This window comes from Burkholderia sp. 22313, assembly GCF_052045245.1.
Classification (GTDB): domain Bacteria; phylum Pseudomonadota; class Gammaproteobacteria; order Burkholderiales; family Burkholderiaceae; genus Burkholderia.
Genome location: NZ_JBQEON010000012.1, coordinates 1 through 20,613, shown reverse-complemented (window position 1 = coordinate 20,613; position 20,613 = coordinate 1). Strand labels below are relative to the sequence as shown.

Below are 20,613 nucleotides of genomic sequence, written 5' to 3'. Positions count from 1 at the left end.
GCCCTGCGCCAACAGCACCAAACATGACAACCGTCGAAGTCGAAGCAGCCGCACGTGTCCAACGGGCACAGGCCTCCCTGTGGGCCTTGTTCAAGGTCATGGCCGGCATATCGGCCGTGTCGTGGGGCGGGCTCTCGATGATGGCGCAGCTCGAGCGCCACTATGTCGACCGGTTGCAGCGCATCGAACCGCACGCGTTCGCCGATCTCGTCGCGCTCGCGTGGCTCGTGCCCGGCCCCGTCGGCTGCAACGTCGCGGTGCAGGTCGGCCAGACGCTGCACGGACGCGCCGGCGCATGGATCGCCGGCATCGCGAGCGTGCTGCCGTTCTTCGTGCTGATGACGCTGTTCGCGATCTTCTATCGCACGCCGATCGTGCGCTCGCTCGCCGCGCCGATGCTGATCAATCACTTCGGCATGGTGCTCGCGGCGCTGATCGGCGTCACCTGGCTCAAGCAGCTGCGCACGCTCGCGCGCACCCGGCTCGAACGGCTGATCGCCGCGCTGTCGACGATTCTGCTTGCTTTCGCGCATAGTCCGGCTGCTTTCGTCGGGATTCTTTTCGCCGCGTTTGCAGCGGGCTGGCTGACCGGGCCGCCGCAAGACGACGCGGTCGATTTCAGGCTGTCGAGGCGCGACCGCAACCTGCTCGTGCTGCTTGCCGTCCTGGTCGCGCTGTTCGCGCTGCCGCTGCCCGGCAGCTACCAGATGACGCTGCTGTGGCCACGGCTCGCCGGCGCCGGCATGACGCTGTTCGGCGGCGGCTTCTCCGCGCTGCCCGTGCTCAAGACGCTGTTCGTGTCGCCGGCCACCGGCATCTCCGATCACGACTTCACGCTCGCGTTCGCGCTGTCGCCGGTCTCGCCCGGCCCGCTGCTGAACGTCGTGCCGTTTCTCGGCTACCTGACCGACGGCTGGATCGGCGCGCTGCTCGCGACCGCCGCGCTGTTCATTCCGTCGGGGTGTCTCGTCGTGTTTGCCCAGAGCCACTTGTTCCGGCTCAAGCGTCATTCGCGCTTCGAGCACGGCATGCGCCTGCTGCGCGCGGCGACGACCGGCTTTCTCGTCGTCGCCGTCGTGAAGATCCTGCACCGCGAGCCGGCCGATCCCGTCTATTGGCTCACGGGCGCCTTCGCGACGCTGTGCTTCGCGCGCTTCAAGGTGCCCGTGTATGCCGTCTACGGTGCGGTCGCGATCGCGTGCGGCGTGTGGCTGTGGGCCGTCGCGCACTGACGGCCGGCCTCGGTCACGGCCCTCGCCGCCACTGCCACCGTGCCGGCCGCGTACCGCTCAGCCTGGCTGCACCGCGACGCGGCGTGCGACCCAGCGGGCCCGCAGCGCGTCGTACGCGAGGTTGAAACAGAACGTGTAAGGCAGGAAGAACAGCACGATGCCGAGGTCGAGCAGCAGCGCCTCGACGAGGCTCACGTTCAGCCACCATGCGGCGACCGGCACCACCATCGCGACGAGGCCGAGCTCGAACGCGACCGCATGCGCGATCCGCATGCCGAGCGTGCGTGTGAGGCCAGCACGGCGTTCGAAGCGGTCGAACAGCGTGTTGAACGTCATGTTCCAGGCCATCGCGATCAGCGACACCATCACCGTCAGCACGCCGACGTGCGACACCGGCATGTCGAGCAGCCACGCGCCGATCGGCGCACACAGCGCGATCGCCACCAATTCGAACGTCAGTGCGTGAACGAGACGTTCCGTCACCGTTTTATTCGTCTGTTTCATGATTCCTCCGATGCGTTTGTCCCACTCATGTCGACCATTTTGATCGGTTAAACCGTATGAAACCAGTTTATTATCATCGGTTTTACCGATATAACACCATGAGGTGCGCCGTATGCGTCACGCTCCCGAAGCCCTGCTCGCGTTCGCCGAAGCCGCGCTGCTCGGCTCGTTCACGGCTGCCGCGCGCAAGCTCGGCAAGCGCCAGTCGACGGTGTCCGAAGCGATCGCGAATTTCGAGATCGATCTCGGCGTGCAGCTGTTCGATCGCTCGACGCGCACGCCGACGCTGACCGACGCCGGCCGCGCGCTGCTGCCGCAGGTGCAGCGCGCGCTGGAAGCGGGCGCCGCGATCGACCGCACCGCCGCGCGGCTCGCGCGGGGCGAGGAAGCGCGGCTCACGCTCGTCGTGTCCGACACGTATCAGTCGAAGCATTACGAGGAAACCTTGATGGCGCTCGAGCGGCGCTTTCCGGCGCTCGAGCTCGAATGCCAGATCGCCGAGCATGAGGACGTGCTCGACCTGATCCAGCAGGGCCGCGCGCAGCTCGGGCTGATGGCCGCGCGCGCCGTCTATCCGCCCGACATCGGCGCGGCGACGATTGCGGAAGAATCGGAAATCGGGCTGTTCGTCGGGCGCACGCACGCGCTGGCGGCCTGCGGCGACGCCGAGGTCCCGCATGCGGCGCTGCGCGACGCGCGCGAACTGCGCCTCAACACGTATGTGAAACCGGAGGATCGCGGCGCCGACGACCGGATCGTCGTCGGCACGCAGCGCTGGCTCGCGCCGAGCTATCTGATGCTGCTGGAGATGGCGGTGCTGGGGTTCGGCTGGGCCGAGCTGCCGCGCTGGATGGTCGAGCACTTCGCGCACGATCGGCTGTGCGAGCTGCGCTCGCGCGGCTGGCCGCGCCGCGTGCGGGTCGATGCGGTGTGGTCGCGCAACCGGCCGCTCGGCCCGGCCGGCGCGTGGCTGCTCGATGCGATGCTGGCCGCGTAGCGGTGCGCGGCCCCGCGCCGCCGGCGGGCGCCAAACGGCGCCGCCAGGTCAGCGTTCGGCGATCAGAAGCCGCGCGACAACACGGCCGCGCCGATCGTCACGACGCCGAGCACGAGATTGACGACGACGAGCAGGCGCACGCCGTTCACCGCGCGCGCGCCGTCGGGCCAGTTCTGCGCCTGCACCGCGCGGCGGATGCGCGGAAACAGCGCGAAGCGGATGTGGCCGAAGATCAGCATCATCACGACGCCGAGCCCCGCCATCGCATGCAGTGTCCACGTCGCATGCGCGCCGCCGAACTCCATCAGCAGGAACCCGCCGGACAGCAGGATCACGATCACCGAGCCCGACACCCAGTTGAAGAACCGGCCGAACACGCCCTCGATCAGCGGCAGCCGGAGCTGCGGCGTCAGGTCGGACAGCGCCGGGCGCAGGCAGAAGTTCGCGAAGACCATCCCGCCCACCCACACGGCGACGGCCAGCAGATGAAGAAACAGCGCGACGGCAACAGCGTGGGACATGGCGGCAATCCTGTGGTGGGTTGAATGCAACGAAGCGCCGCGTCACACGCGGTCTGGAGCGACGTTCGACCGGCCCGCCGCGACTCGGTTCAGACCCTAGGCGGAATTTCACAATATTTTGCAAGTTTCACGCGACGGCGCCACGCTCGCTTACCTGGATACGCCGCCCAAAAAGGAACAGGCCGCCCGCCCGCCAAAGCGAAGGTTCGGCCTGCGATGCCGGTCGAACCGCCGACCGGATGCGGCGTCAGCCGAGCAGCGGACGCATTTCGTTGACGACCTTCAGCTTCGTGTCCGGTGCGCGGCCCTTGCGTGCGCGCTTGCCGATGTGCGGCGCGAGCCCCGCGTACGACAGCGTTTCGTCCTGCGCCTTGCCGCCACGCCCGGTGCCGATCAGCACGACGCCGGCCGGATCGATCGCGAGTGCCTGCACGAGCGTTTCCTTGTCGTCCAGCGCCATCAGGATCACGCCGCGGCCGCCGCCGGACAGCGTCTTCATCTCGTCCATCCCGAACACCAGCAAGCGGCCGCCGCTCGACAGGCACGCGACCTGCGTCGCATTCGGCAGCACCGGCATCGGCGCGAGCGGCACCGCGCCCGCATCGATGGTCATGAACGCCTTGCCGGCCTTCACGCGGCTGACCATGTCGCCGACCTTCGCGAGGAAGCCGAAGCCGTTGCTCGACGCGAGCAGCAGTTGCTGGTCGGCCGGCGCCGCGTAGTAGTGCATCAGGTGCGAGCCCGATTCGAGCTCGATCAGCGACGTGACCGGCACGCCGTCGCCCCGCCCGCCCGGCAGCACCGACACGTCGACCGAGTACACGCGGCCGCTGCTGCCCCACGCGATCAGGCGATCGGGCGTGCGGCACTGGAACGCCGCGTACAGGTGGTCGCCGGCCTTGAACGTGAAGCCAGCCGGGTCGAGCCCGTGGCCCTTCAGCGCACGCACCCAGCCCTTCTGCGACACGACGACCGTCACCGGCTCGTCGACGACCTTCGCCTCGAACGTCGCGCGCTTTTCCTGCTGGATCAGCGTGCGGCGATCGTCGCCGTACTGCTTCGCGTCGGCCTCGATCTCCTTGATCATCAGCCGCTTCATCGCGCTTTCGTTCGCGAGCAGTTCCTCGAGCTTCGCCTTCTCGTCGCGCAGCGCCTCGAGTTCCTTCTCGATCTTGATCTTCTCGAGCCGCGCGAGCTGGCGCAGGCGGATTTCGAGGATGTCTTCCGCCTGACGGTCGGTGAGGCCGAACGCGCTCATCAGCGCGGCCTTCGGCTCGTCCGCCTCGCGGATGATGCGAATGACCTCGTCGATGTTCAGGAAGACGATCATCCGGCCTTCGAGGATGTGGATGCGGTCGTCGACCTTCGCGAGACGGTGGCGGCAGCGGCGCGTCATCGTCAGCTGGCGGAACTTCACCCATTCGTCGAGGATCGTCAGCAGGCCCTTCTGGCCCGGCCGGCCATCGGCGCCGATCATCACGAGGTTCAGCGTCGCGTTCGACTCGAGGCTCGTGTACGCGAGCAGCGTGTTCACGAATTCCGTCTGGTCGATCGTGCGCGACTTCGGCTCGAACACGAGCCGCACCGCCGCTTCCTTGCCCGACTCGTCGCGCACCGCGTCGAGCAGGTCGAGCATCGCCTTCTTGGTGTTGAGCTGCTCCGGCGTGAGTGTCTTCTTGCCGAGCTTGAGCTTCGGGTTGGTCAGCTCCTCGATTTCCTCGAGCACCTTCTGGCTCGACGTGCTCGGCGGCAGCTCGGTGACCACCAGTTGCCACTGGCCGCGCGCGAGATCCTCGATCTTCCATTTCGCGCGCACCTTCAGGCTGCCGCGGCCGCTTTCATACGCCGCCGCGATCTCGGTGTCGCTCGAGATGATCTGGCCGCCGCCCGGGAAGTCCGGGCCGGGAATCAGGTTCATCAGCTCCGCATGCGTGAGCTTCGGATTGCGGATCAACGCGACCGCCGCCGCCGCGACTTCGCGCAGGTTGTGCGACGGGATTTCGGTGGCGAGACCGACCGCGATGCCCGATGCGCCGTTCAGCAGCACGAACGGCATGCGGCTCGGCAGCGTCTTCGGTTCCTCGAACGAGCCGTCGTAGTTCGGCATGAAGTCGACCGTGCCCTGGTCGATCTCGTCGAGCAGCAGTTTCGAAATCGGCGTGAGCCGCGCTTCGGTGTAACGCATCGCCGCCGCGCCGTCGCCGTCGCGCGAGCCGAAGTTGCCCTGCCCGTCGATCAGCGGATAGCGCAGCGAGAAATCCTGCGCGAGACGCACGAGCGCGTCGTACGCCGACTGGTCGCCGTGCGGGTGGTATTTACCGAGCACGTCGCCGACCACGCGCGCCGACTTCACCGGCTTCGCGTCGGGGCCGAGGCCCATTTCGTTCATCGCGAACAGGATCCGGCGCTGCACCGGCTTCTGGCCGTCGCACACGTCGGGCAGCGCGCGGCTCTTCACGACGCTGACCGCGTAGCTGAGGTACGCCTGCTCCGCGTAGTTGCCGAGCGTCAGCGCATCGCTCTCGGGCGCGTCGGGGCTGGCAAAGAGATCGGAAGTGTTGTCGTCCATCTGAATTCCGTATTCGTAAGTGGCGTGAGACCGGGCCGGGCGTCATGTCCGGCCACGCGGAGGCGGTGTAGTGTTCGATGCCAAGCGGTGCTGATGCGCCAGCGGATTCGCGTTCGTGGCAAGAAGCAAACCGCAGCGATGCCACGCGGCATCGCGAGGATTTGCGACGCCGCCACGGGCGCGAAGGCGCAGCGCATCAGTGCCGATTGGTGTCGAACACTGCACTAAATATCCGCTTCGACGTCGTTGCCCTTTTCCTCGAGCCAGCCGCGCCGCGCGGCTGCCTCGCCCTTGCCCATCAGCATCGTCATCCGCGCAACCGTTGCCTCGTAGTCGAGCTCGCCGAGCTTCACCGGCATCAGGCGCCGCGTGTCGGGGTTCATCGTCGTGTCCCACAGCTGCTCGGCGCTCATTTCGCCGAGGCCCTTGAAGCGGCTGATGCTCCATTGGGTCTCGCGCACGCCGTCCTTGCGCAGCTTGTCGAGGATCGCTTCGAGTTCGCCGTCGTCGAGCGCATAGAGCTTCTGCGCGGCCTTCTTGCCGCGCGCGGGCGCATCGACGCGGAACAGCGGCGGCCGCGCGACACACACATGACCGCGCTCGATCAGTTGCGGGAAATGCTTGAAGAACAGCGTGAGCAGCAGCACCTGGATGTGCGAGCCGTCGACGTCCGCGTCCGACAGGATGCAGATCTTGCCGTAGCGCAGGTTCGACAGGTCGACGGTGTCGTCCGGGCTGTGCGGATCGACGCCGATCGCGACCGAGATGTCATGCACCTCGTTGTTCGCGAACAGGCGGTCGCGCTCGGTTTCCCACGTGTTCAGCACCTTGCCGCGCAGCGGCAGGATCGCCTGGTATTCCTTGTCGCGGCCCATCTTCGCGGAACCGCCCGCCGAGTCGCCCTCGACCAGGAACAGTTCGTTGCGCGCGATATCTTCCGTCTCGCAATCGGTCAGCTTGCCGGGCAGCACCGCGACGCCCGAGCTCTTGCGCTTCTCGACCTTCTGGCCGGCCCGCGTGCGCGCCTGCGCCTGCTTGATCACGAGTTCGGCGAGCTTCTTGCCGTGCTCGACGTGCTGGTTCAGCCACAGTTCGAGCGCCGGGCGCGAGAACGACGACACGAGCTTCACCGCGTCGCGGCTGTTCAGGCGTTCCTTGATCTGCCCCTGGAACTGCGGATCGAGCACCTTCGCGGACAGCACGAACGACACGCGCGCGAACACGTCTTCCGCGAGCAGCTTCACGCCCTTCGGCTGCAGGTTGTGCAGTTCGACGAAGCTCTTCACCGCCTGGTAGAGACCGTCGCGCAGGCCGGATTCATGCGTGCCGCCGGCCGGCGTCGGGATCAGGTTCACGTACGACTCGCGCACGAGCGAGCCTTCCTCGCTCCATGCGACGACCCACGATGCGCCCTCGCCCTCGGCGAAGGTATCGTCGCCCGAACGCGAATCGGCGAAACGCTCGCCTTCGAACAGCGGGATCAACAGCTCGCTGCCGTTCATTTCGTCGAGCAGGTAGCCGCGCAGGCCGTCCTCGTATTTCCACGTCTGGCGCTCGCCGGTCTTCTCGTTGACGAGCACGACCTCGACGCCCGGCAGCAGCACGGCCTTCGAGCGCAGCAGGCGCTGCAGCTCGCCGAGCGGCAGGTTCGGCGAATCGAAATATTTCGGATTCGGCCACACCTGCACGCGCGTGCCGGATTTCTTCTCGCCGCGGCCGAGGCCTTGCGTCGCGAGCGGCTTCACGACGTCGCCGTCGGCAAAGCCGAGTTCGGCGACCTTGCCGTCGCGCCAGACGGTGACGTCCAGGCGCGTCGCGAGTGCGTTCGTGACCGACACGCCGACGCCGTGCAGGCCGCCCGAGAACGTGTACGCGCCGCCGGCGGCCTTGTCGAACTTGCCGCCCGCGTGCAGGCGCGTGAACACGATCTCGACGACCGGCACGCCTTCTTCGGGGTGCATGCCGAACGGGATGCCGCGGCCGTCGTCCTCGACCGACACCGACTGGTCGGCGTGCAGCGTGACCGTGATCTGCTTGCCGTAGCCGCCGAGCGCCTCGTCGGACGCGTTGTCGATGACTTCCTGAATGATGTGCAGCGGATTTTCGGTACGGGTGTACATGCCGGGCCGCTGCTTGACCGGCTCGAGGCCCTTGAGCACCTTGATCGATGCTTCGCTATAGGCCGCGCTGGGCTTCTTCGTTGACATAGGCGCTGAATTTCGTCATTCATCGGGACGTTGTCCACATCTCGCGTGGATAACGTCGTGGACAAAACGTTGAGTTCCGTAAAAAAGCGAATCGAAACAACGGTGTGCTTGGACTGCTCCGAAAGCGGGCGCGCGGATTGCGACGCGCTGCCCGGGACGCGCGGTATTTTACTGGTTCCGCGTGGCACGCCATCGCAAGATCGTTCGCACCGCGCCGCGGGCCGGCCCGCGGCGCGGTGCGTCAGACCGGCTTGCGCTTCGCCTCGAGCGTCTCCCACCGCTCGAGCGCGGCGAGGAGTTCGTCGTCGATCGCCGCGAACCGCTCGGTCAGGCGCGTGCCTTCCTGCGGATCCTTCGCGAAGATCGAACCATCTTCGAGTTGCGCGTTGATCGTCTTCTGTTCTTCCTCGAGCGCCGCGATCTTCTGCGGCAGCGCATCGAGCTCGCGCTGCTCGTTGAACGACAGCTTCACCGTGCGCTGCGCGTTGCGACCGGCGGCATTTTTCGCCGCGTCTTCCTTGACCGGCGCCGCTTCCTTCACCGCGCGCTTCGCCGCTTCCTGCTGGGCGAGCTGCTGCGACCGCTCGCTCTGGATCTGCCAGTCGGTGAAGCCGCCGACATATTCGCGCCACTTGCCGTCGCCTTCCGCCGCGATCACCGACGTCACGACGTTGTCGAGGAACGCGCGATCGTGGCTGACGAGCAGCACCGTGCCGTCGTAGTCGGCCAGCAGCTCCTCGAGCAGTTCGAGCGTCGGGATGTCGAGGTCGTTGGTCGGTTCGTCGAGGACCAGCACGTTGGCCGGGCGCGCGAACAGGCGCGCGAGCAACAGCCGGTTGCGCTCGCCGCCCGACAGCGACTTCACCGGCGAACGCGCGCGTTCCGGCGCGAACAGGAAATCGCCGAGATAGCTCATCACGTGCTTGCGCACGCCGCCGATCTCGACCCATTCGCTGCCGGGGCTGATCGTGTCGGCCAGGCTCTTTTCCTGGTCGAGCTGGGCGCGCATCTGGTCGAAATACGCGACCTGCAGGTTCGTGCCCGTGCGCACCGTGCCCGCGTCGGGCTTCAGTTCGCCGAGGATCAGCTTGAGCAGCGTGGTCTTGCCGGCGCCGTTCGGGCCGACGAAACCGATCTTGTCGCCGCGCATGACGGTTGTCGAGAACGTGTCGACGACCGTGCGGTCGCCGTAGCGCTTCGTGACGTCCGTCAGTTCCGCGACGATCTTGCCCGACTTCTCGCCCTGCGCGACGTCGAGCTTCACGTTGCCCTGCGTATTGCGGCGCTCCTCGCGCTCGTGGCGCATCTGCACGAGCCGCGCGATGCGGCCGACGCTGCGCGTGCGACGCGCCTCGACGCCCTTGCGGATCCACACTTCTTCCTGCGCGAGCAGCTTGTCGAACTTCTCGTTTTCCACGCGCTCGACTTCGAGCTGCTGCGCCTTGCGCGTCTGGTACGCGGAGAAATTGCCCGGATACGACAGCAGCCGGCCGCGATCGAGCTCGACGATGCGGGTCGCGACGCGGTCGAGGAACGCGCGATCGTGGGTAATGAACAGCAGGCCCGCGCGCTGCGAGACCAGCAGCTCTTCCAGCCAGCGGATGCCGTCGAAGTCGAGGTGGTTGGTCGGTTCGTCGAGCAGCAGCACGTCGGGCTGCAGCACCAGCGCGCGCGCCAGCGCGACGCGCTTCTGCATCCCGCCCGACAGCGCATCGACCTGCGCGTCGCCGTCCGTCAGGCCGATCTGCGCGAGCGTCATCGACACGCGTGTGCGCCAGTTCCACGCGTCGTGCGCGTCGAGCGACGACTGCAGCGCGTTCATCCGCGCGAGCAGCGCGTCGTGCTCGGCGCCTTCCGGGGTATCCGCGAGGCGGTGCGCGATCGAATCGTATTCTTCGAGCACTTCGCGCGTGTGCGCGAGCCCCGATGCCACGGCGTCGAACACCGTTGCGCCGGGTTCGAATTCGGGCTCCTGCGGCACGTAGACGGTCACGAGCTCCTGCTGGCGCGTGATCAGCCCGTCATCGGGTTTCGCGAGCCCGGCGACGATCGTCAGCAGCGACGACTTGCCCGCACCGTTGCGGCCGATCAGGCCGACGCGTTCGCCGGCTTCCAGCGAGAAGTCCGCGTGATCGAGCAACGCGACGTGACCGAACGCGAGTTGCGCGCCGGTAATGGAATAAAGCGACATGGGGAGACGGCGAAGAGAGAAATCGGAAGCGCCCATTGTACCGGTGGCGGACGCCTGCACCGGGATGACCGGATGGACTAGGCCGGTGCGCGGCGCTGTTCGTGCCGCGGCGGCATGCCGGGACGTACGGCGGACGGGCCCGGCATGCCGCACTTCGGCGTGCGCCGGGCCGGTAGCAGGCATCCGGCCGGTGCTTGCCGACCGGGCGCCCGCATGCGGGACGCGCAATTACTTCACGTTGACCGTGATCGTCGAGCTCAGCTCGGGGCCGTACGAACGGTGCGCGCCGTCGCCGAGCTGCAGCGTCAGCGTGTGCTGGCCGGGCGGCAGCTTCACGTCGGTTTCGGTCTGGGCCTTGCCGAAATGCAGCGAGTGCTCGGTGGCCGGGATCACGTCGCCCTTCGGCACCGGCTTGCCGTCGATCAGCAGGTGATGGTGGCCCGTGTCCGGCGTCATGTCGCCGGCGGGCTTGAGCGCCATGCCTTCGAGACCGAACTTCACGTGCACGGGGCTCGACACCGTCGCGCCGTCCTGCGGCTCGACGAAGAACACGCGCGCCTCGGCACGCGCGAGCGTCGACACGGCCAGTGCCGCGACACACATCGCACCTGCGATCCATTTCTTGTTGAGCATCGTTTTCTCCTTCAGATTGAAAGGCTCACGAAGCATACACTGCGTGCCCCGCACGCGCGATGTCGATCGCTGTTCGCGATGCGTACGTTTAAAACGACGTTGCGGAGGCGTTCGGCGAAATTCCGGTACCATTGCGCCTTTCGTCCGCCGGCTACGCTGCGGGCGGCGTCACGACTTTCCTATCCCGAGCGTCACATGAGCGAAGTAACCGAATACCAGAGCTGGGTCTGCCTGATTTGCGGGTGGGTCTACAACGAAGCGGAAGGGCTGCCCGACGAGGGCATCGCCGCCGGCACCCGTTTCGCCGACATTCCGGCCGACTGGCGCTGCCCGCTATGCGACGTGGGCAAGGAAGATTTCGTCGTCGTCGACTTCTGATGCTCCGCTCCGATCGCGGCTGATCACGCGATACGCGCGTCGGTGCGCATTCCGCCCCGCCGACGCGCCGCGCGTTTGCTATACTCTGCGCGCTGTCCACATCGCCGTCCCGTTCGCGTCTTCTGCACGCGGAATCGCGGACATGGCCCTCCCCGTAGTTCAATGGATAGAACAAGCGCCTCCTAAGCGCTAGATACAGGTTCGATTCCTGTCGGGGGGACCATCGTAGTTCCCAACACTTCCCAAGTTTGCCCAAAAAGTCGCGCACAGCCTTGTGCTGCCCTGGACTATTACACTGCATCGTTGCCCGAGATAGCCGCCTGCATGCCAGCCAACGCGAGCAAGTGATGCACACATCCAAACGACGTGTGCAGTCCGACGCATCGCGAGCCCCGTTCAACGAATGTCACAAATGAATTGACTCCCCGTATCCACGTGAGTACACTACGCGCCGCGGGGTGGAGCAGTCTGGCAGCTCGTCGGGCTCATAACCCGAAGGTCATAGGTTCAAATCCTATCCCCGCAACCAAATACCGAAGCCCGCTCTGCGAAAGCAAGCGGGCTTTTTGTCGTTTGCGGACATTGCATGCGACACCCAACCGCACCTGGCCCGATCGCCGAGGACATGCGCCGAATATTGCGTAGAACCCCGAATATTTTCCAGCGTACGAACACCGGCAATGATTCGGCCCGGCGACGAACGCGACAAGCGTCCTCGCCTCTCCGCGCCGGTGCGTTACTGCGCCACTGCGTGCTGCACGTCCTTCGATGCATGCCAGACGCGGTAGCGCACGTCGAAACCGTCCGGCACGTACACGACGACCGGCAGGCGGCTGTTGTAGCGCAGCAGTTGACCGTCACCACGCACCTGCACGAACCGCTGCTGCGGCGCCTGGCCCGGGCAGGCCATCAGCGTGGACGCCGGCCCTTTCACGTCGGTCAACCGATAATACGTATAGCCCCAGCCCTTCACGTCCTCGGCGGTCAGCTCGCCGCCGAACCATTGCTGGTTGCAGTCGGTCTGCAACGTCTTGCCGATCATCAGCTCGACGCGCGCGTCGCCTTCGTTCGCGAGCGCGGGCAGCGCGATCACCGCGCGCTGCTGGCCGGCCGCCGGCTGCGGGAACATCTTGATCGACTCGGCCGAAACGGCGGGCGCCGATGCGGGCCCGGCCGCGCAGGCGGCGGCGGTCGTCACGCAAAAGGCGGCCAGGACGGCCCGGATCGCGAATTTCATCGATGTGCTCCTGATAAACAAAATGGCCCCGGATGCTAACACTTTCGCCGCAAGACCTTACGGCACCGTAATTTAACGACACAATTGCAAACAGTCGGCGATCTCCGCGCGCGGTATTTATAGGGGAATCAACGGAGAACATCATGCTGAAGCTCATTGCTGCCGCCGGCGTCGCCACGCTGCTGGCGGGCTGCGTCGTCGGTCCGGACGCCGGATACGGCTACGGACAGCCCTACTATTCCGATCCCGGCTACGCGTATGGGCCGGCCTACGGGGCGGCGCCCGTCTACGGGACGGTCAATATCTGGGGCGGCGGCGGTGGACGCGACTGGGACCGCGGCCACCGCGACTACCGCCGCGGGGATCGCGATCGCGGTGACCATGGCGGCTGGGGACGCGGGGGCGGCGGACGCCGCGGCGACTGGAACGAAGGCGGCGGCGGGCGCGGCCACGGCGACGGCGGCGGTCGGGAGCACTGATCCGCTACCGTAATTGCAACCGTTTGTATCCGCCCGCGGCCGCATACGATCGCCGCACGGCGCGCAACAACCGGCGTCCGCAAAATGACAAAGGCCCTCGCATCGTGCGAGGGCCTTTGTCATTCTGTTGTGTCGTCCCGCGAACCGAGGGTTCAATCGGCGCCGGCCATGCGGCGCCGAATCGGGTCACTCACGGGTCATTCACCGTTCACCGCTCACCAGCCGGCCGGCTGCGCATAGCCACCCGACACGGGCGCACCGCACACGTACGCGCGCTGGTAGCGGTCGTAGCAATAGTTCGGGCCGTCGTCTTGGTACTGCGCCTGCTGGTAGGCCGGATAAGCCGGCTGCTGGTACGCCGGCGCCTGGTAATACGTCGGCGGCTGATACGCCGGTGCCTGATACACGGGCGCCTGGTACGCGACCGGCGGATTCATCGCGGAAGTCACGATCGCGCCGAGCACCGCACCGCCGATCAGCGCGCCGATGACGGCGCCCCCGTCGCGGCCATGCGCGGACGCCGGCCCCGCCACCGCGAGCGAACCGGCGAGAACACATACTGCGGCAATCTTTTTCATGATGGACTCCCACGCGAAGTGGCACTGGATGCGATGCATTGTGGCTGCCCGCGGCCGTAATAGATGCAGCAAGTGGTAACGCGCCATTACGGGTATCTCGCTCACCGAAACGCGGCACTGCCGTGCTACGATTTTCGGCACACAGGAGACGCCTTCATGCAGCCCGAAACCGCCCGCCGTTTCGATACCGAATTCGCGCCGCGCATTGCGCAGGCGATCGCCGCCTTCTTCACCGAGCACGTCCGGGCCGACGTCGTCCCGTACGGCGGGCACGGGCGCCCGACGTGCGTGCAGATCCGCAGCGCGCCGCACGAACACGTGAGCGGCTTCGTGCATCCGCTGAACCTCGAGCTGACCTGGGACACCGACGAAATCGAACGGCTGATGCAGCCTGACGGCGCGACACGCTTCGAGCACTACCTGAGCGCGCTGCCGAGAAAGCTGAGCGCATGGCAAGGTGCGCGCGACATCGATCTCGCGTCGCGCACGCAGGCCGACCCGCTCGTGCGGCTCGGCGGCCTGGACTTCGAAGGCTGAATGCACGCGCCAGCCGGCGGCCGGTTGCGCCGGCGTCGCGCAATACGGCCCGGTGATACACTCGACCGGTCCCGCGCCGGTGCCGCGCTGCCGGCCGGGTCATTCACCGCCGCCGCCACCCGCGAGCATGGTTGCGCACGCAACCGGCCCCCAAACGCGGACAACCACGCCTTCGCTCCGTCATGAACGCCGATACCGGCCTGCCGCTTCCGCAACGCTACTGGGCGATCGCCTGCGTCGCACTGGGCATCACGCTCGCCGTGCTCGACGGCGCCATCGCGAACGTCGCGCTGCCAACGATCGCACGCGATCTCCACGCGTCCGACGCCGCCTCGATCTGGATCGTCAACGCGTACCAGCTCGCGGTCACGATCACGCTGCTGCCGCTCGCGTCGCTCGGCGAGCGCGTCGGCTATCGCCGCATCTATATCGCAGGTCTTGCGCTCTTCACCGCCGCGTCGCTCGGCTGCGCGCTCGCCGGCTCGCTGCCGACGCTCGCGGTGATGCGCGTGATCCAGGGGTTCGGCGCGGCCGGCATCATGAGCGTCAACGCGGCGCTCGTGCGGATGATCTATCCGACGTCGATGCTCGGGCGCGGGCTGTCGATCAACGCGATGGTGGTCGCGCTGTCGTCGGCGATCGGCCCGACGGTCGCGTCGGCAATCCTGTCGTTCGCGTCGTGGCCGTGGCTGTTCGCGGTGAACGTGCCGATCGGCATCGCCGCGGTATTCGGCAGCATGCGTGCGCTGCCGGCCAACCCGCTGCACGACGCACCGTACGACATCCCGAGCGCGCTGATGAATGCCTGCGTGTTCGGCCTGCTGCTCATGGCCGTCGACGGCCTCGGTCACGGCGAAGGCCACGCGTACGTCGCGGCCGAGCTGGCGGTCGCGTTCGGTGTCGGCTACTTCTTCGTGAAGCGGCAGCTGTCGCAGCCGGCGCCGCTGCTGCCGGTCGACCTGATGCGCATCCCGATGTTTGCGCTATCGATCTGCACGTCGGTCGCGTCGTTCACGTCGCAGATGCTCGCGTTCGTCGCGCTGCCGTTCTGGCTGCAGAATTCGCTCGGCTTCTCGCAGGTCGAAACCGGCCTCTACATGACGCCGTGGCCGCTCGTGATCGTGTTCGCCGCGCCGCTCGCCGGCGTGCTGTCGGATCGTTACTCGGCCGGCATCCTCGGCGGGATCGGGCTCGCACTGTTCGCGGCCGGCCTGCTGTCGCTCGCGACGATCGGCGCGCACCCGGGCACCGTCGACATCGTGTGGCGGATGGCGCTGTGCGGCGCGGGCTTCGGGCTGTTCCAGTCGCCGAACAACCGCGCGATGCTGTCGTCGGCGCCGCGCGAGCGCAGCGGCGGCGCGGGCGGGATGCTGAGCACGGCCCGGCTGACGGGCCAGACGCTCGGCGCCGCGCTCGTCGCACTGATTTTCGGACTCGTGCCCGAGCGCGGGCCGACGATCGCGCTCTACGTCGCCACGGTGTTCGCGGCAGTCGCCGCGGTGGTCAGCATGCTGCGCATCGCGTCGCCGCGGCCCGACGCGGCAACGTGACGCGGCCACGCATCGCCTGCGAACCCGCGCCTCACGCGCCGTCGAGCGCGTCCATCACGAAGCGCACGCGCGCCGCCACGCTCACGCGCGGCAGTTCGATCGGCCGATAGCCGTACGCCGTATAGCAGTCGACCATCGCGTCGTAGGTGCGCACGGCTTCCGCGAAATCCTGCCGGCGCTCGGTGTCCTGCACATAGATCTCGGGCCACGGCGGCGCGATGAACACGCGCCGGTGATAACGGAAGCGCCGCGCCGCGGCGTCCGCATGCGCGGGCACCGCGAGGCCCGTCAATCGCAGGTAACCGATCACGTCCGGCACGCCGCGATCGAAGAACACGGGCCCCCGCGCGCACCGCGCGAGATGATACGAGCGCATCTCCCAGTTCAGCATCAGTTCGGCGAACGCGGCCCGGTCGCGCCACGGCAGCGCCGGGCCGTCGATCGCCATCTGGTCGCGGATCACGCCGCGCCCGGCCTCGTGCGAGCGCGCAAAGCCGGCACGCTCGAGCGCATCGAGCAACGTGCTCTTGCCCGAGCCGGGGCCGCCGGTGACGACGAAGAAGCGGGCCGACGCATCGTCCGCGCCGCCGCCCGTCTGCCTGCGCTCAGACATGCGCGACTCGCCGGCCCGCGCGCTGCGTGACCGACGCGGTGGCCGCGACGCTGCGCAGATCGGCGACGAACGTATCGCGCCAGACCGACAGGTCGTTCTCGCGCAGCCGCGCGAGGTTCTCTTCATGCCGCGCCTGCCGCTCCGCGAGCGGCATCGACAACGCACGCTCGAGCGCATCGGCCATCTGCGACAGATCGTACGGATTGACGAGCAGCGCACCGGTCAGCTCGGCCGCCGCGCCCGCGAATTCCGACAGCACGAGCACGCCCGGATCGGCCGGATCCTGCGATGCGACGTATTCCTTCGCGACGAGATTCATCCCGTCGCGCAACGGCGTCACGTAGCCGACCTGCGACATCCGGAAGAACGCCATCAGCAGGTTGCGCTCGTACTTGCGGTTCAGATACTGGATCGGCGTCCAGTCGAGCTGGGAGAAGCGGCCGTTGATGCGGCCGGCCTCCCCTTCGAGCGTTTCGCGAATGCGCTGGTAGGTCTGCACGTCGGCGCGCGTCGGCGGCGCGATCTGCACGAGCGACACGCGCCCCTGCCAGCCCGGCGCGTTGGCGAGCATCCGCTCGAACGACTGGAAGCGCTCGACGAGCCCCTTCGAATAGTCGAGCCGGTCGACGCTCATCACGAGCTTGCGGCCGTCGAGCGCGTCGCGCAGCATCTTCACCGGCTTGCGCGAGCCGTACTGGACGGCCGCTTCGGCAATCGCATCCGGATGCACGCCGATCGGATAGGCGGCGACCTTCACGACGCGGCCGTGCGCATGCAGCATCCCGTCGTCGCTCGCGGCACCAATCCCGCGCCGCTCGATATAGTCGGTGAACGCCTGCTTGTCGGCATCGGTCTGGAAGCCCGCGATGTCGTACGCGCACATGAACTTCACGAGTTCCTCGTGCGGCGGCACGACGCGCAGCAGGTCGGGCGACGGAAACGGAATGTGCAGGAAGAAGCCGATCGGATTTTTCACGCCGAGCTCGCGCAGGCAATGCGCGAACGGCAGCAGATGATAATCGTGCACCCAGATCAGGTCGTCGGGCTTCAGCAGCGCGGCGAGCTGCTTCGCAAGCATCGCGTTCACGCGCAGATAGCCCGCGTACTCCTGCCGGTCGAAGCGCGCGAGATCGCCGCGGTAATGGAACACCGGCCACAGTGTCGCGTTCGAGAAGCCACGGTAGTACTGATCGTAGTCGCGCCGGGTCAGCCCGACCGTCGCATACGTGACGTTGCCGTCCTGCCGGATCGCGGGGGCGGCGTCGGGCGTGCCGACGATCTCGCCGTTCCAGCCGAACCAGACGCCGCCGGTGTCCTTCAGCGCGTCCATCACGCCGACCGCGAGGCCGCCTGCGCTCGGGCGCGTGTCCTCGCCGGCGGCGACACGGTTCGATACCACGATCAATCTGCTCATGCGGCTTCCCCTCCTCGATTCGATTGGATGACGCGCGACGCGCGCCAAGGCGGACGCGACGGCCCGAAGGCAGTCGCGCGGCGATTCAGATGTGAGCGATGCGACCAGACGTGCAATGAAATGCGATGGCGGAATGCAACGACGACGGGATCAAGCGTCCTGCTCCTGACCGAGGTCGCGTTGATAGTCGAGCCCTTCCGGGCGTGCGCCGCCCTGGTTGTGATCGCCGTCGGACGGCGTCTCGTCGGGTGCACCGGCTGGCGTTGCGCCCGGCGCGTCGGTCGGCGGGCGCGGGCGGTCGGCACCCGCATCGGCTGGCCGGTGAGCAAGCCGTTTCGAACGGCGCATGACTGGGTGTCTCATATGGCGCGCGGCTCGGAGCCGTCGTAGAAACATTCCATAACAAAACAGTCTAGGTCGGTTCCTTGCATGCCGAGGTAACAATTGCCTTCAATTTGTAACGTTTCGACCCCGAACCAGCCACTTGTCCGACAATAGCGCCGCGCATACGCGCGCGTGCCGCCGGCCGGCGATTTGTCAGAGCTTTGCAGTTTTCCTATGACAATTGCGAAACAATGACGCGGCAAGGGGGCGCGCATGCGTCGCCGCTCACCCAGACAGGATTTGCACTCAGGGATGAACATTCGTTTTGAACCGCCGCGCCGGGCCATGCCGGCGCGCATCGTGCTGGCCACGCTCGCCACGGCCGCCCTGCTGTCCGGCTGCAATTCGCTGTACAGCGAAGGCGCGACGGCCGGCGCCGGCATCGCGGGCGCCGCGATCGCCTCCAAGGTCACCAACAATGCCGCCGTCGCGACGGGCATCGGCCTCGGCGCCGTTGCCGGCGCGCGTGCGGGCGTCCAGTACACGCAGCGCGTCGCACACCGCTACACACAGGAACAGATCGCGAAGGCGGCCGGTCCGCTCGACGTCGGCGGCGTCGCGCCGTGGTCGACGCACCATTCGTTCCCGATCGAGGACGACGAACAGGGCCGCGTGACCGTCAGCCGGATGATCAGCATCGGCCCGCTCGACTGCAAGGAAATCGTGTTCGCGGTCGACACGCCGGCGAAGGCCGACAAGGTCGCGCAATCGGCGTTCTACGTCGCCACGATCTGCCGCGACGGCCCCGTGTGGAAATGGGCGTCGGCAGAACCCGCGACCGAACGCTGGGGCGCGCTGCAATGAGCATCGCGATCCGTATCGCGGCGATCGGCGCGCTGTGCGCGGCCACCGCCGCGCTGTCGGGCTGCGGATCGGTCGGCGCGGCAAGCGGCGCACTCGCCGGCGCGGCGACGGGTCTCGTCACCGCGAACCCGGCCGTCGGCGTCGGGGTCGGAATTGCCGTGCAGGCGGCAACCGACGAGGCCGTCAACCGCACGATGAAGCAGCTCCATCAGAACCAGCAGGACGCGATCGCGAAGGTGGCCGGCAGCCTGGCCGTCGGCGAAGTGAAACCGTGGAAGGTGCAGAACACGCTGCCGCTGGAAAACGGCGAGGGCGAGGTGCGCGTGGCGCGTGCGTATTCGACGGCGCTCGCGCTGTGCAAGGAATTCGCTTTCTCGGTGAAGGACGGGGACAAGGCCGACTGGTATTTCGCGAATGCGTGCCAGCAAGGCACGCACTGGAAGTGGGCGTCGGCGGAACCGGCCGTCGACCGGTGGGGCAATTTGCAGTAACGATGCGATGCGCGGCGCCTGATTGCGAGCGCCACGCATGCGGATGCCGGGCCGCACGGCCCGGCGCACCGGCTCAGGACTCGACGTCCTCGAGACTGAAGATTTCGGTCTGGTCGTTGTACGAGAAGATCTCGCCGTAACGGCCCCAGTCGATCACCGCGTCGAGCGTTTCCTCCGCCGCGCCGTCCGACAGGAAATCCTCCAGCTCCTGCTCGAAGCGCACGCGCGGCGCGCGATGGCCCGGGCGTTCGTTCAGCACCTTCTTGATCCGCGCGGCGAGCGGCACGTGCTTCAGCAGATGATCGGCGAACATCAGCTTGCGCTCCTGCGTGCCGAATTCGGCGAACACGCGCCCCGGCGGCGTCAGGAACACGTCCCCTTCCCGCACGTCCGCAAACCCGAGGTACTGCAGCACTTCGGCGATCGGGAACAGGTCGTCCACTTCCAGATGCAGCGTGCGCGCGATTTCCGGCATGTCCGCGCGGCCGTGATACGGCGCCATCGCGAGCGTCTCGATCAGGCCGGCCATCAGGTTGGTCGACACTTGCGGCAGCCAGCTGCCGAGCTCCAGCCCCTTCTTCGTCGCCTCGCCGGTCTGGCGCGCCGTCATCTTCGCGTAGATGTCGTCGACCAGCTTGCGGAACGCGGGGTCGAGCCGGTTGCGCGGATGCTTGAACGGCACCTTGATCTCGGCGATCACGCGGCCCGGGTTCGACGACAGCACCAGAATGCGATCGCACATGAACACCGCTTCCTCGATGTTGTGCGTGACGATCAGCACCGACTTGATCGGCATCCGGCCTTGCGTCCACAGGTCGAGCAGGTCGGTACGCAGCGTCTCGGCCGTCAGCACGTCGAGTGCCGAGAACGGCTCGTCCATCAGCAGGATCGTCGGGTCGACGACGAGCGCGCGCGCGAAGCCCACGCGCTGGCGCATCCCGCCCGACAACTCGCGCGGATACGCGTTCTCGAAGCCGTCGAGACCGATCAGGTCGATCGCGGCGAGCGCGCGTTCGCGCCGCTCGCGCGCGCCGACGCCGAGCGCCTCCAGCCCGGCTTCCACGTTCTGCAACACGGTCAGCCACGGGAACAGCGCAAACGTCTGGAACACCATCGCGACGCCTTCGGCCGGGCCGTCCAGCGGCTTGCCGAGATAGGTCACCTCACCGCCGGTCGGCTCGATCAGGCCGGCGATGATCCGCAGCAGCGTGGACTTGCCCGAGCCGGAACGGCCGAGCAGCCCGACGATCTCGCCTTCGCGCAGCGACAGGTTCGCATCGTCGAGCACGAGCAG

Annotated in this window: 20 protein-coding genes and 2 tRNA genes; 10 read left to right on the top strand and 12 right to left on the bottom strand. The window is 67.3% G+C overall.

Annotated elements, in window-relative coordinates; genetic code table 11:
* Positions 1 to 23 precede the first annotated feature (23 nt).
* Entirely contained in the window at positions 24 to 1,232 is a 1,209-nt protein-coding gene (locus ACTJKF_RS12185; RefSeq protein ID WP_440623790.1) for a chromate transporter, read from the top strand.
* A gap of 57 nt (positions 1,233 to 1,289) precedes the next feature.
* Here the strand turns inward: ACTJKF_RS12185 and ACTJKF_RS12180 are convergent, their stop codons facing one another.
* Positions 1,290 to 1,736, bottom strand: a complete 447-nt coding sequence (locus tag ACTJKF_RS12180; protein ID WP_440623789.1) for a multidrug/biocide efflux PACE transporter — start codon at positions 1,734 to 1,736, stop codon at positions 1,290 to 1,292.
* Positions 1,737 to 1,848: 112 nt separating this feature from the next.
* Between ACTJKF_RS12180 and ACTJKF_RS12175 the strand changes: the two genes are divergently transcribed.
* Entirely contained in the window at positions 1,849 to 2,733 is an 885-nt protein-coding gene (locus ACTJKF_RS12175) for a LysR family transcriptional regulator (protein ID WP_440623788.1), read from the top strand.
* Positions 2,734 to 2,795: 62 nt separating this feature from the next.
* Here ACTJKF_RS12175 and ACTJKF_RS12170 read toward each other — a convergent pair whose 3' ends face one another.
* The 5 genes from ACTJKF_RS12170 to ACTJKF_RS12150 form a co-directional block, all read right to left on the bottom strand.
* Positions 2,796 to 3,254: a CopD family protein gene (locus ACTJKF_RS12170; protein ID WP_440623787.1), complete on the bottom strand. Its 459-nt coding sequence runs from the start codon at positions 3,252 to 3,254 to the stop codon at positions 2,796 to 2,798.
* 247 nt (positions 3,255 to 3,501) lie between these two features.
* On the bottom strand, positions 3,502 to 5,823 hold the full coding sequence (gene parC / locus ACTJKF_RS12165) for a DNA topoisomerase IV subunit A (protein WP_440623786.1): 2,322 nt from the start codon (positions 5,821 to 5,823) through the stop codon (positions 3,502 to 3,504).
* 224 nt (positions 5,824 to 6,047) lie between these two features.
* Complete coding sequence (locus ACTJKF_RS12160; RefSeq protein ID WP_440623785.1) at positions 6,048 to 8,030, bottom strand: DNA topoisomerase IV subunit B; 1,983 nt, start codon at positions 8,028 to 8,030, stop codon at positions 6,048 to 6,050.
* A 241-nt stretch (positions 8,031 to 8,271) separates the two neighbouring features.
* Positions 8,272 to 10,221 (bottom strand): ATP-binding cassette domain-containing protein, encoded by a 1,950-nt coding sequence (locus ACTJKF_RS12155; protein ID WP_440623784.1) that lies wholly within the window; start codon positions 10,219 to 10,221, stop codon positions 8,272 to 8,274.
* A gap of 228 nt (positions 10,222 to 10,449) precedes the next feature.
* Positions 10,450 to 10,854, bottom strand: coding sequence for a DUF4399 domain-containing protein (locus ACTJKF_RS12150; RefSeq protein ID WP_440623783.1), 405 nt, complete (start codon positions 10,852 to 10,854; stop codon positions 10,450 to 10,452).
* A gap of 195 nt (positions 10,855 to 11,049) precedes the next feature.
* Between ACTJKF_RS12150 and ACTJKF_RS12145 the strand changes: the two genes are divergently transcribed.
* The 3 genes from ACTJKF_RS12145 (at position 11,050) to ACTJKF_RS12135 (ending at position 11,761) form a co-directional block, all read left to right on the top strand.
* Positions 11,050 to 11,232, top strand: a complete 183-nt coding sequence (locus ACTJKF_RS12145; protein ID WP_034190709.1) for a rubredoxin — start codon at positions 11,050 to 11,052, stop codon at positions 11,230 to 11,232.
* Between the two features lie 148 nt (positions 11,233 to 11,380).
* Positions 11,381 to 11,455 (top strand) — tRNA-Arg (locus ACTJKF_RS12140).
* A 229-nt stretch (positions 11,456 to 11,684) separates the two neighbouring features.
* Positions 11,685 to 11,761, top strand: a tRNA-Met gene (locus tag ACTJKF_RS12135).
* 207 nt (positions 11,762 to 11,968) lie between these two features.
* On the opposite strand, the gene eco is transcribed toward ACTJKF_RS12135, so the two are convergent.
* On the bottom strand, positions 11,969 to 12,469 hold the full coding sequence (gene eco / locus ACTJKF_RS12130) for a serine protease inhibitor ecotin (RefSeq protein ID WP_440623782.1): 501 nt from the start codon (positions 12,467 to 12,469) through the stop codon (positions 11,969 to 11,971).
* A 143-nt stretch (positions 12,470 to 12,612) separates the two neighbouring features.
* Between eco and ACTJKF_RS12125 the strand changes: the two genes are divergently transcribed.
* Positions 12,613 to 12,948: a hypothetical protein gene (locus ACTJKF_RS12125; RefSeq protein ID WP_440623781.1), complete on the top strand. Its 336-nt coding sequence runs from the start codon at positions 12,613 to 12,615 to the stop codon at positions 12,946 to 12,948.
* 215 nt (positions 12,949 to 13,163) lie between these two features.
* Here the strand turns inward: ACTJKF_RS12125 and ACTJKF_RS12120 are convergent, their stop codons facing one another.
* Positions 13,164 to 13,526: a hypothetical protein gene (locus ACTJKF_RS12120; protein WP_440623780.1), complete on the bottom strand. Its 363-nt coding sequence runs from the start codon at positions 13,524 to 13,526 to the stop codon at positions 13,164 to 13,166.
* 156 nt (positions 13,527 to 13,682) lie between these two features.
* On the opposite strand from ACTJKF_RS12120, the gene ACTJKF_RS12115 reads away from it, so the two are divergent.
* The gene (locus ACTJKF_RS12115) at positions 13,683 to 14,063 is read left to right on the top strand and encodes a DUF5594 family protein (protein WP_440623779.1); all 381 of its coding nucleotides are present in this window, start codon (positions 13,683 to 13,685) and stop codon (positions 14,061 to 14,063) included.
* Between the two features lie 182 nt (positions 14,064 to 14,245).
* On the top strand, positions 14,246 to 15,613 hold the full coding sequence (locus tag ACTJKF_RS12110) for an MFS transporter (protein WP_440623778.1): 1,368 nt from the start codon (positions 14,246 to 14,248) through the stop codon (positions 15,611 to 15,613).
* A 31-nt stretch (positions 15,614 to 15,644) separates the two neighbouring features.
* Here the strand turns inward: ACTJKF_RS12110 and ACTJKF_RS12105 are convergent, their stop codons facing one another.
* The 3 genes from ACTJKF_RS12105 to ACTJKF_RS12095 all read right to left on the bottom strand — a co-directional run bounded on the left by ACTJKF_RS12105 (position 15,645) and on the right by ACTJKF_RS12095 (position 17,988).
* Positions 15,645 to 16,226 carry an AAA family ATPase gene (locus ACTJKF_RS12105; RefSeq protein WP_440623777.1) on the bottom strand — a complete coding sequence of 194 codons (582 nt, stop codon included), beginning with the start codon at positions 16,224 to 16,226 and terminating at the stop codon, positions 15,645 to 15,647.
* Positions 16,219 to 17,640 carry an alpha,alpha-trehalose-phosphate synthase (UDP-forming) gene (gene otsA / locus ACTJKF_RS12100; RefSeq protein ID WP_440623776.1) on the bottom strand — a complete coding sequence of 474 codons (1,422 nt, stop codon included), beginning with the start codon at positions 17,638 to 17,640 and terminating at the stop codon, positions 16,219 to 16,221. The genes ACTJKF_RS12105 and otsA overlap by 8 nt, the downstream gene beginning before the upstream one ends.
* Positions 17,641 to 17,790: 150 nt before the next feature.
* Complete coding sequence (locus ACTJKF_RS12095) at positions 17,791 to 17,988, bottom strand: hypothetical protein (protein ID WP_440623775.1); 198 nt, start codon at positions 17,986 to 17,988, stop codon at positions 17,791 to 17,793.
* Positions 17,989 to 18,276: 288 nt separating this feature from the next.
* Between ACTJKF_RS12095 and ACTJKF_RS12090 the strand changes: the two genes are divergently transcribed.
* Both ACTJKF_RS12090 and ACTJKF_RS12085 read left to right on the top strand, forming a co-directional pair.
* A complete protein-coding gene (locus tag ACTJKF_RS12090) occupies positions 18,277 to 18,828 on the top strand; it encodes a hypothetical protein (protein WP_440623773.1) in 552 nt (183 codons plus the stop codon).
* Positions 18,825 to 19,319, top strand: coding sequence for a hypothetical protein (locus tag ACTJKF_RS12085; RefSeq protein WP_440623772.1), 495 nt, complete (start codon positions 18,825 to 18,827; stop codon positions 19,317 to 19,319). The genes ACTJKF_RS12090 and ACTJKF_RS12085 overlap by 4 nt, the downstream gene beginning before the upstream one ends.
* Before the next feature lie 73 nt (positions 19,320 to 19,392).
* Here the strand turns inward: ACTJKF_RS12085 and ACTJKF_RS12080 are convergent.
* On the bottom strand, positions 19,393 to 20,613 hold a 1,221-nt coding region (locus ACTJKF_RS12080), incomplete at its 5' end, for an ABC transporter ATP-binding protein (RefSeq protein WP_440623771.1).

Excerpts from the sequence above, each read along its gene's own strand:
- ACTJKF_RS12105 (WP_440623777.1), bottom strand. The coding sequence starts at position 16,226 with ATGTCTGAGCGCAGGCAGACGGGCGGCGGCGCGGACGATGCGTCGGCC.
- ACTJKF_RS12150 (WP_440623783.1), bottom strand. The coding sequence starts at position 10,854 with ATGCTCAACAAGAAATGGATCGCAGGTGCGATGTGTGTCGCGGCACTG.
- ACTJKF_RS12180 (WP_440623789.1), bottom strand. The coding sequence starts at position 1,736 with ATGAAACAGACGAATAAAACGGTGACGGAACGTCTCGTTCACGCACTG.
- ACTJKF_RS12120 (WP_440623780.1), bottom strand. The coding sequence starts at position 13,526 with ATGAAAAAGATTGCCGCAGTATGTGTTCTCGCCGGTTCGCTCGCGGTG.
- ACTJKF_RS12155 (WP_440623784.1), bottom strand. The coding sequence starts at position 10,221 with ATGTCGCTTTATTCCATTACCGGCGCGCAACTCGCGTTCGGTCACGTC.
- eco (WP_440623782.1), bottom strand. The coding sequence starts at position 12,469 with ATGAAATTCGCGATCCGGGCCGTCCTGGCCGCCTTTTGCGTGACGACC.
- ACTJKF_RS12160 (WP_440623785.1), bottom strand. The coding sequence starts at position 8,030 with ATGTCAACGAAGAAGCCCAGCGCGGCCTATAGCGAAGCATCGATCAAG.
- ACTJKF_RS12115 (WP_440623779.1), top strand. The coding sequence starts at position 13,683 with ATGCAGCCCGAAACCGCCCGCCGTTTCGATACCGAATTCGCGCCGCGC.
- ACTJKF_RS12125 (WP_440623781.1), top strand. The coding sequence starts at position 12,613 with ATGCTGAAGCTCATTGCTGCCGCCGGCGTCGCCACGCTGCTGGCGGGC.
- ACTJKF_RS12185 (WP_440623790.1), top strand. The coding sequence starts at position 24 with ATGACAACCGTCGAAGTCGAAGCAGCCGCACGTGTCCAACGGGCACAG.
- ACTJKF_RS12145 (WP_034190709.1), top strand. The coding sequence starts at position 11,050 with ATGAGCGAAGTAACCGAATACCAGAGCTGGGTCTGCCTGATTTGCGGG.
- ACTJKF_RS12170 (WP_440623787.1), bottom strand. The coding sequence starts at position 3,254 with ATGTCCCACGCTGTTGCCGTCGCGCTGTTTCTTCATCTGCTGGCCGTC.
- ACTJKF_RS12110 (WP_440623778.1), top strand. The coding sequence starts at position 14,246 with ATGAACGCCGATACCGGCCTGCCGCTTCCGCAACGCTACTGGGCGATC.
- otsA (WP_440623776.1), bottom strand. The coding sequence starts at position 17,640 with ATGAGCAGATTGATCGTGGTATCGAACCGTGTCGCCGCCGGCGAGGAC.
- ACTJKF_RS12175 (WP_440623788.1), top strand. The coding sequence starts at position 1,849 with ATGCGTCACGCTCCCGAAGCCCTGCTCGCGTTCGCCGAAGCCGCGCTG.
- ACTJKF_RS12095 (WP_440623775.1), bottom strand. The coding sequence starts at position 17,988 with ATGCGCCGTTCGAAACGGCTTGCTCACCGGCCAGCCGATGCGGGTGCC.
- ACTJKF_RS12090 (WP_440623773.1), top strand. The coding sequence starts at position 18,277 with ATGAACATTCGTTTTGAACCGCCGCGCCGGGCCATGCCGGCGCGCATC.
- ACTJKF_RS12085 (WP_440623772.1), top strand. The coding sequence starts at position 18,825 with ATGAGCATCGCGATCCGTATCGCGGCGATCGGCGCGCTGTGCGCGGCC.
- parC (WP_440623786.1), bottom strand. The coding sequence starts at position 5,823 with ATGGACGACAACACTTCCGATCTCTTTGCCAGCCCCGACGCGCCCGAG.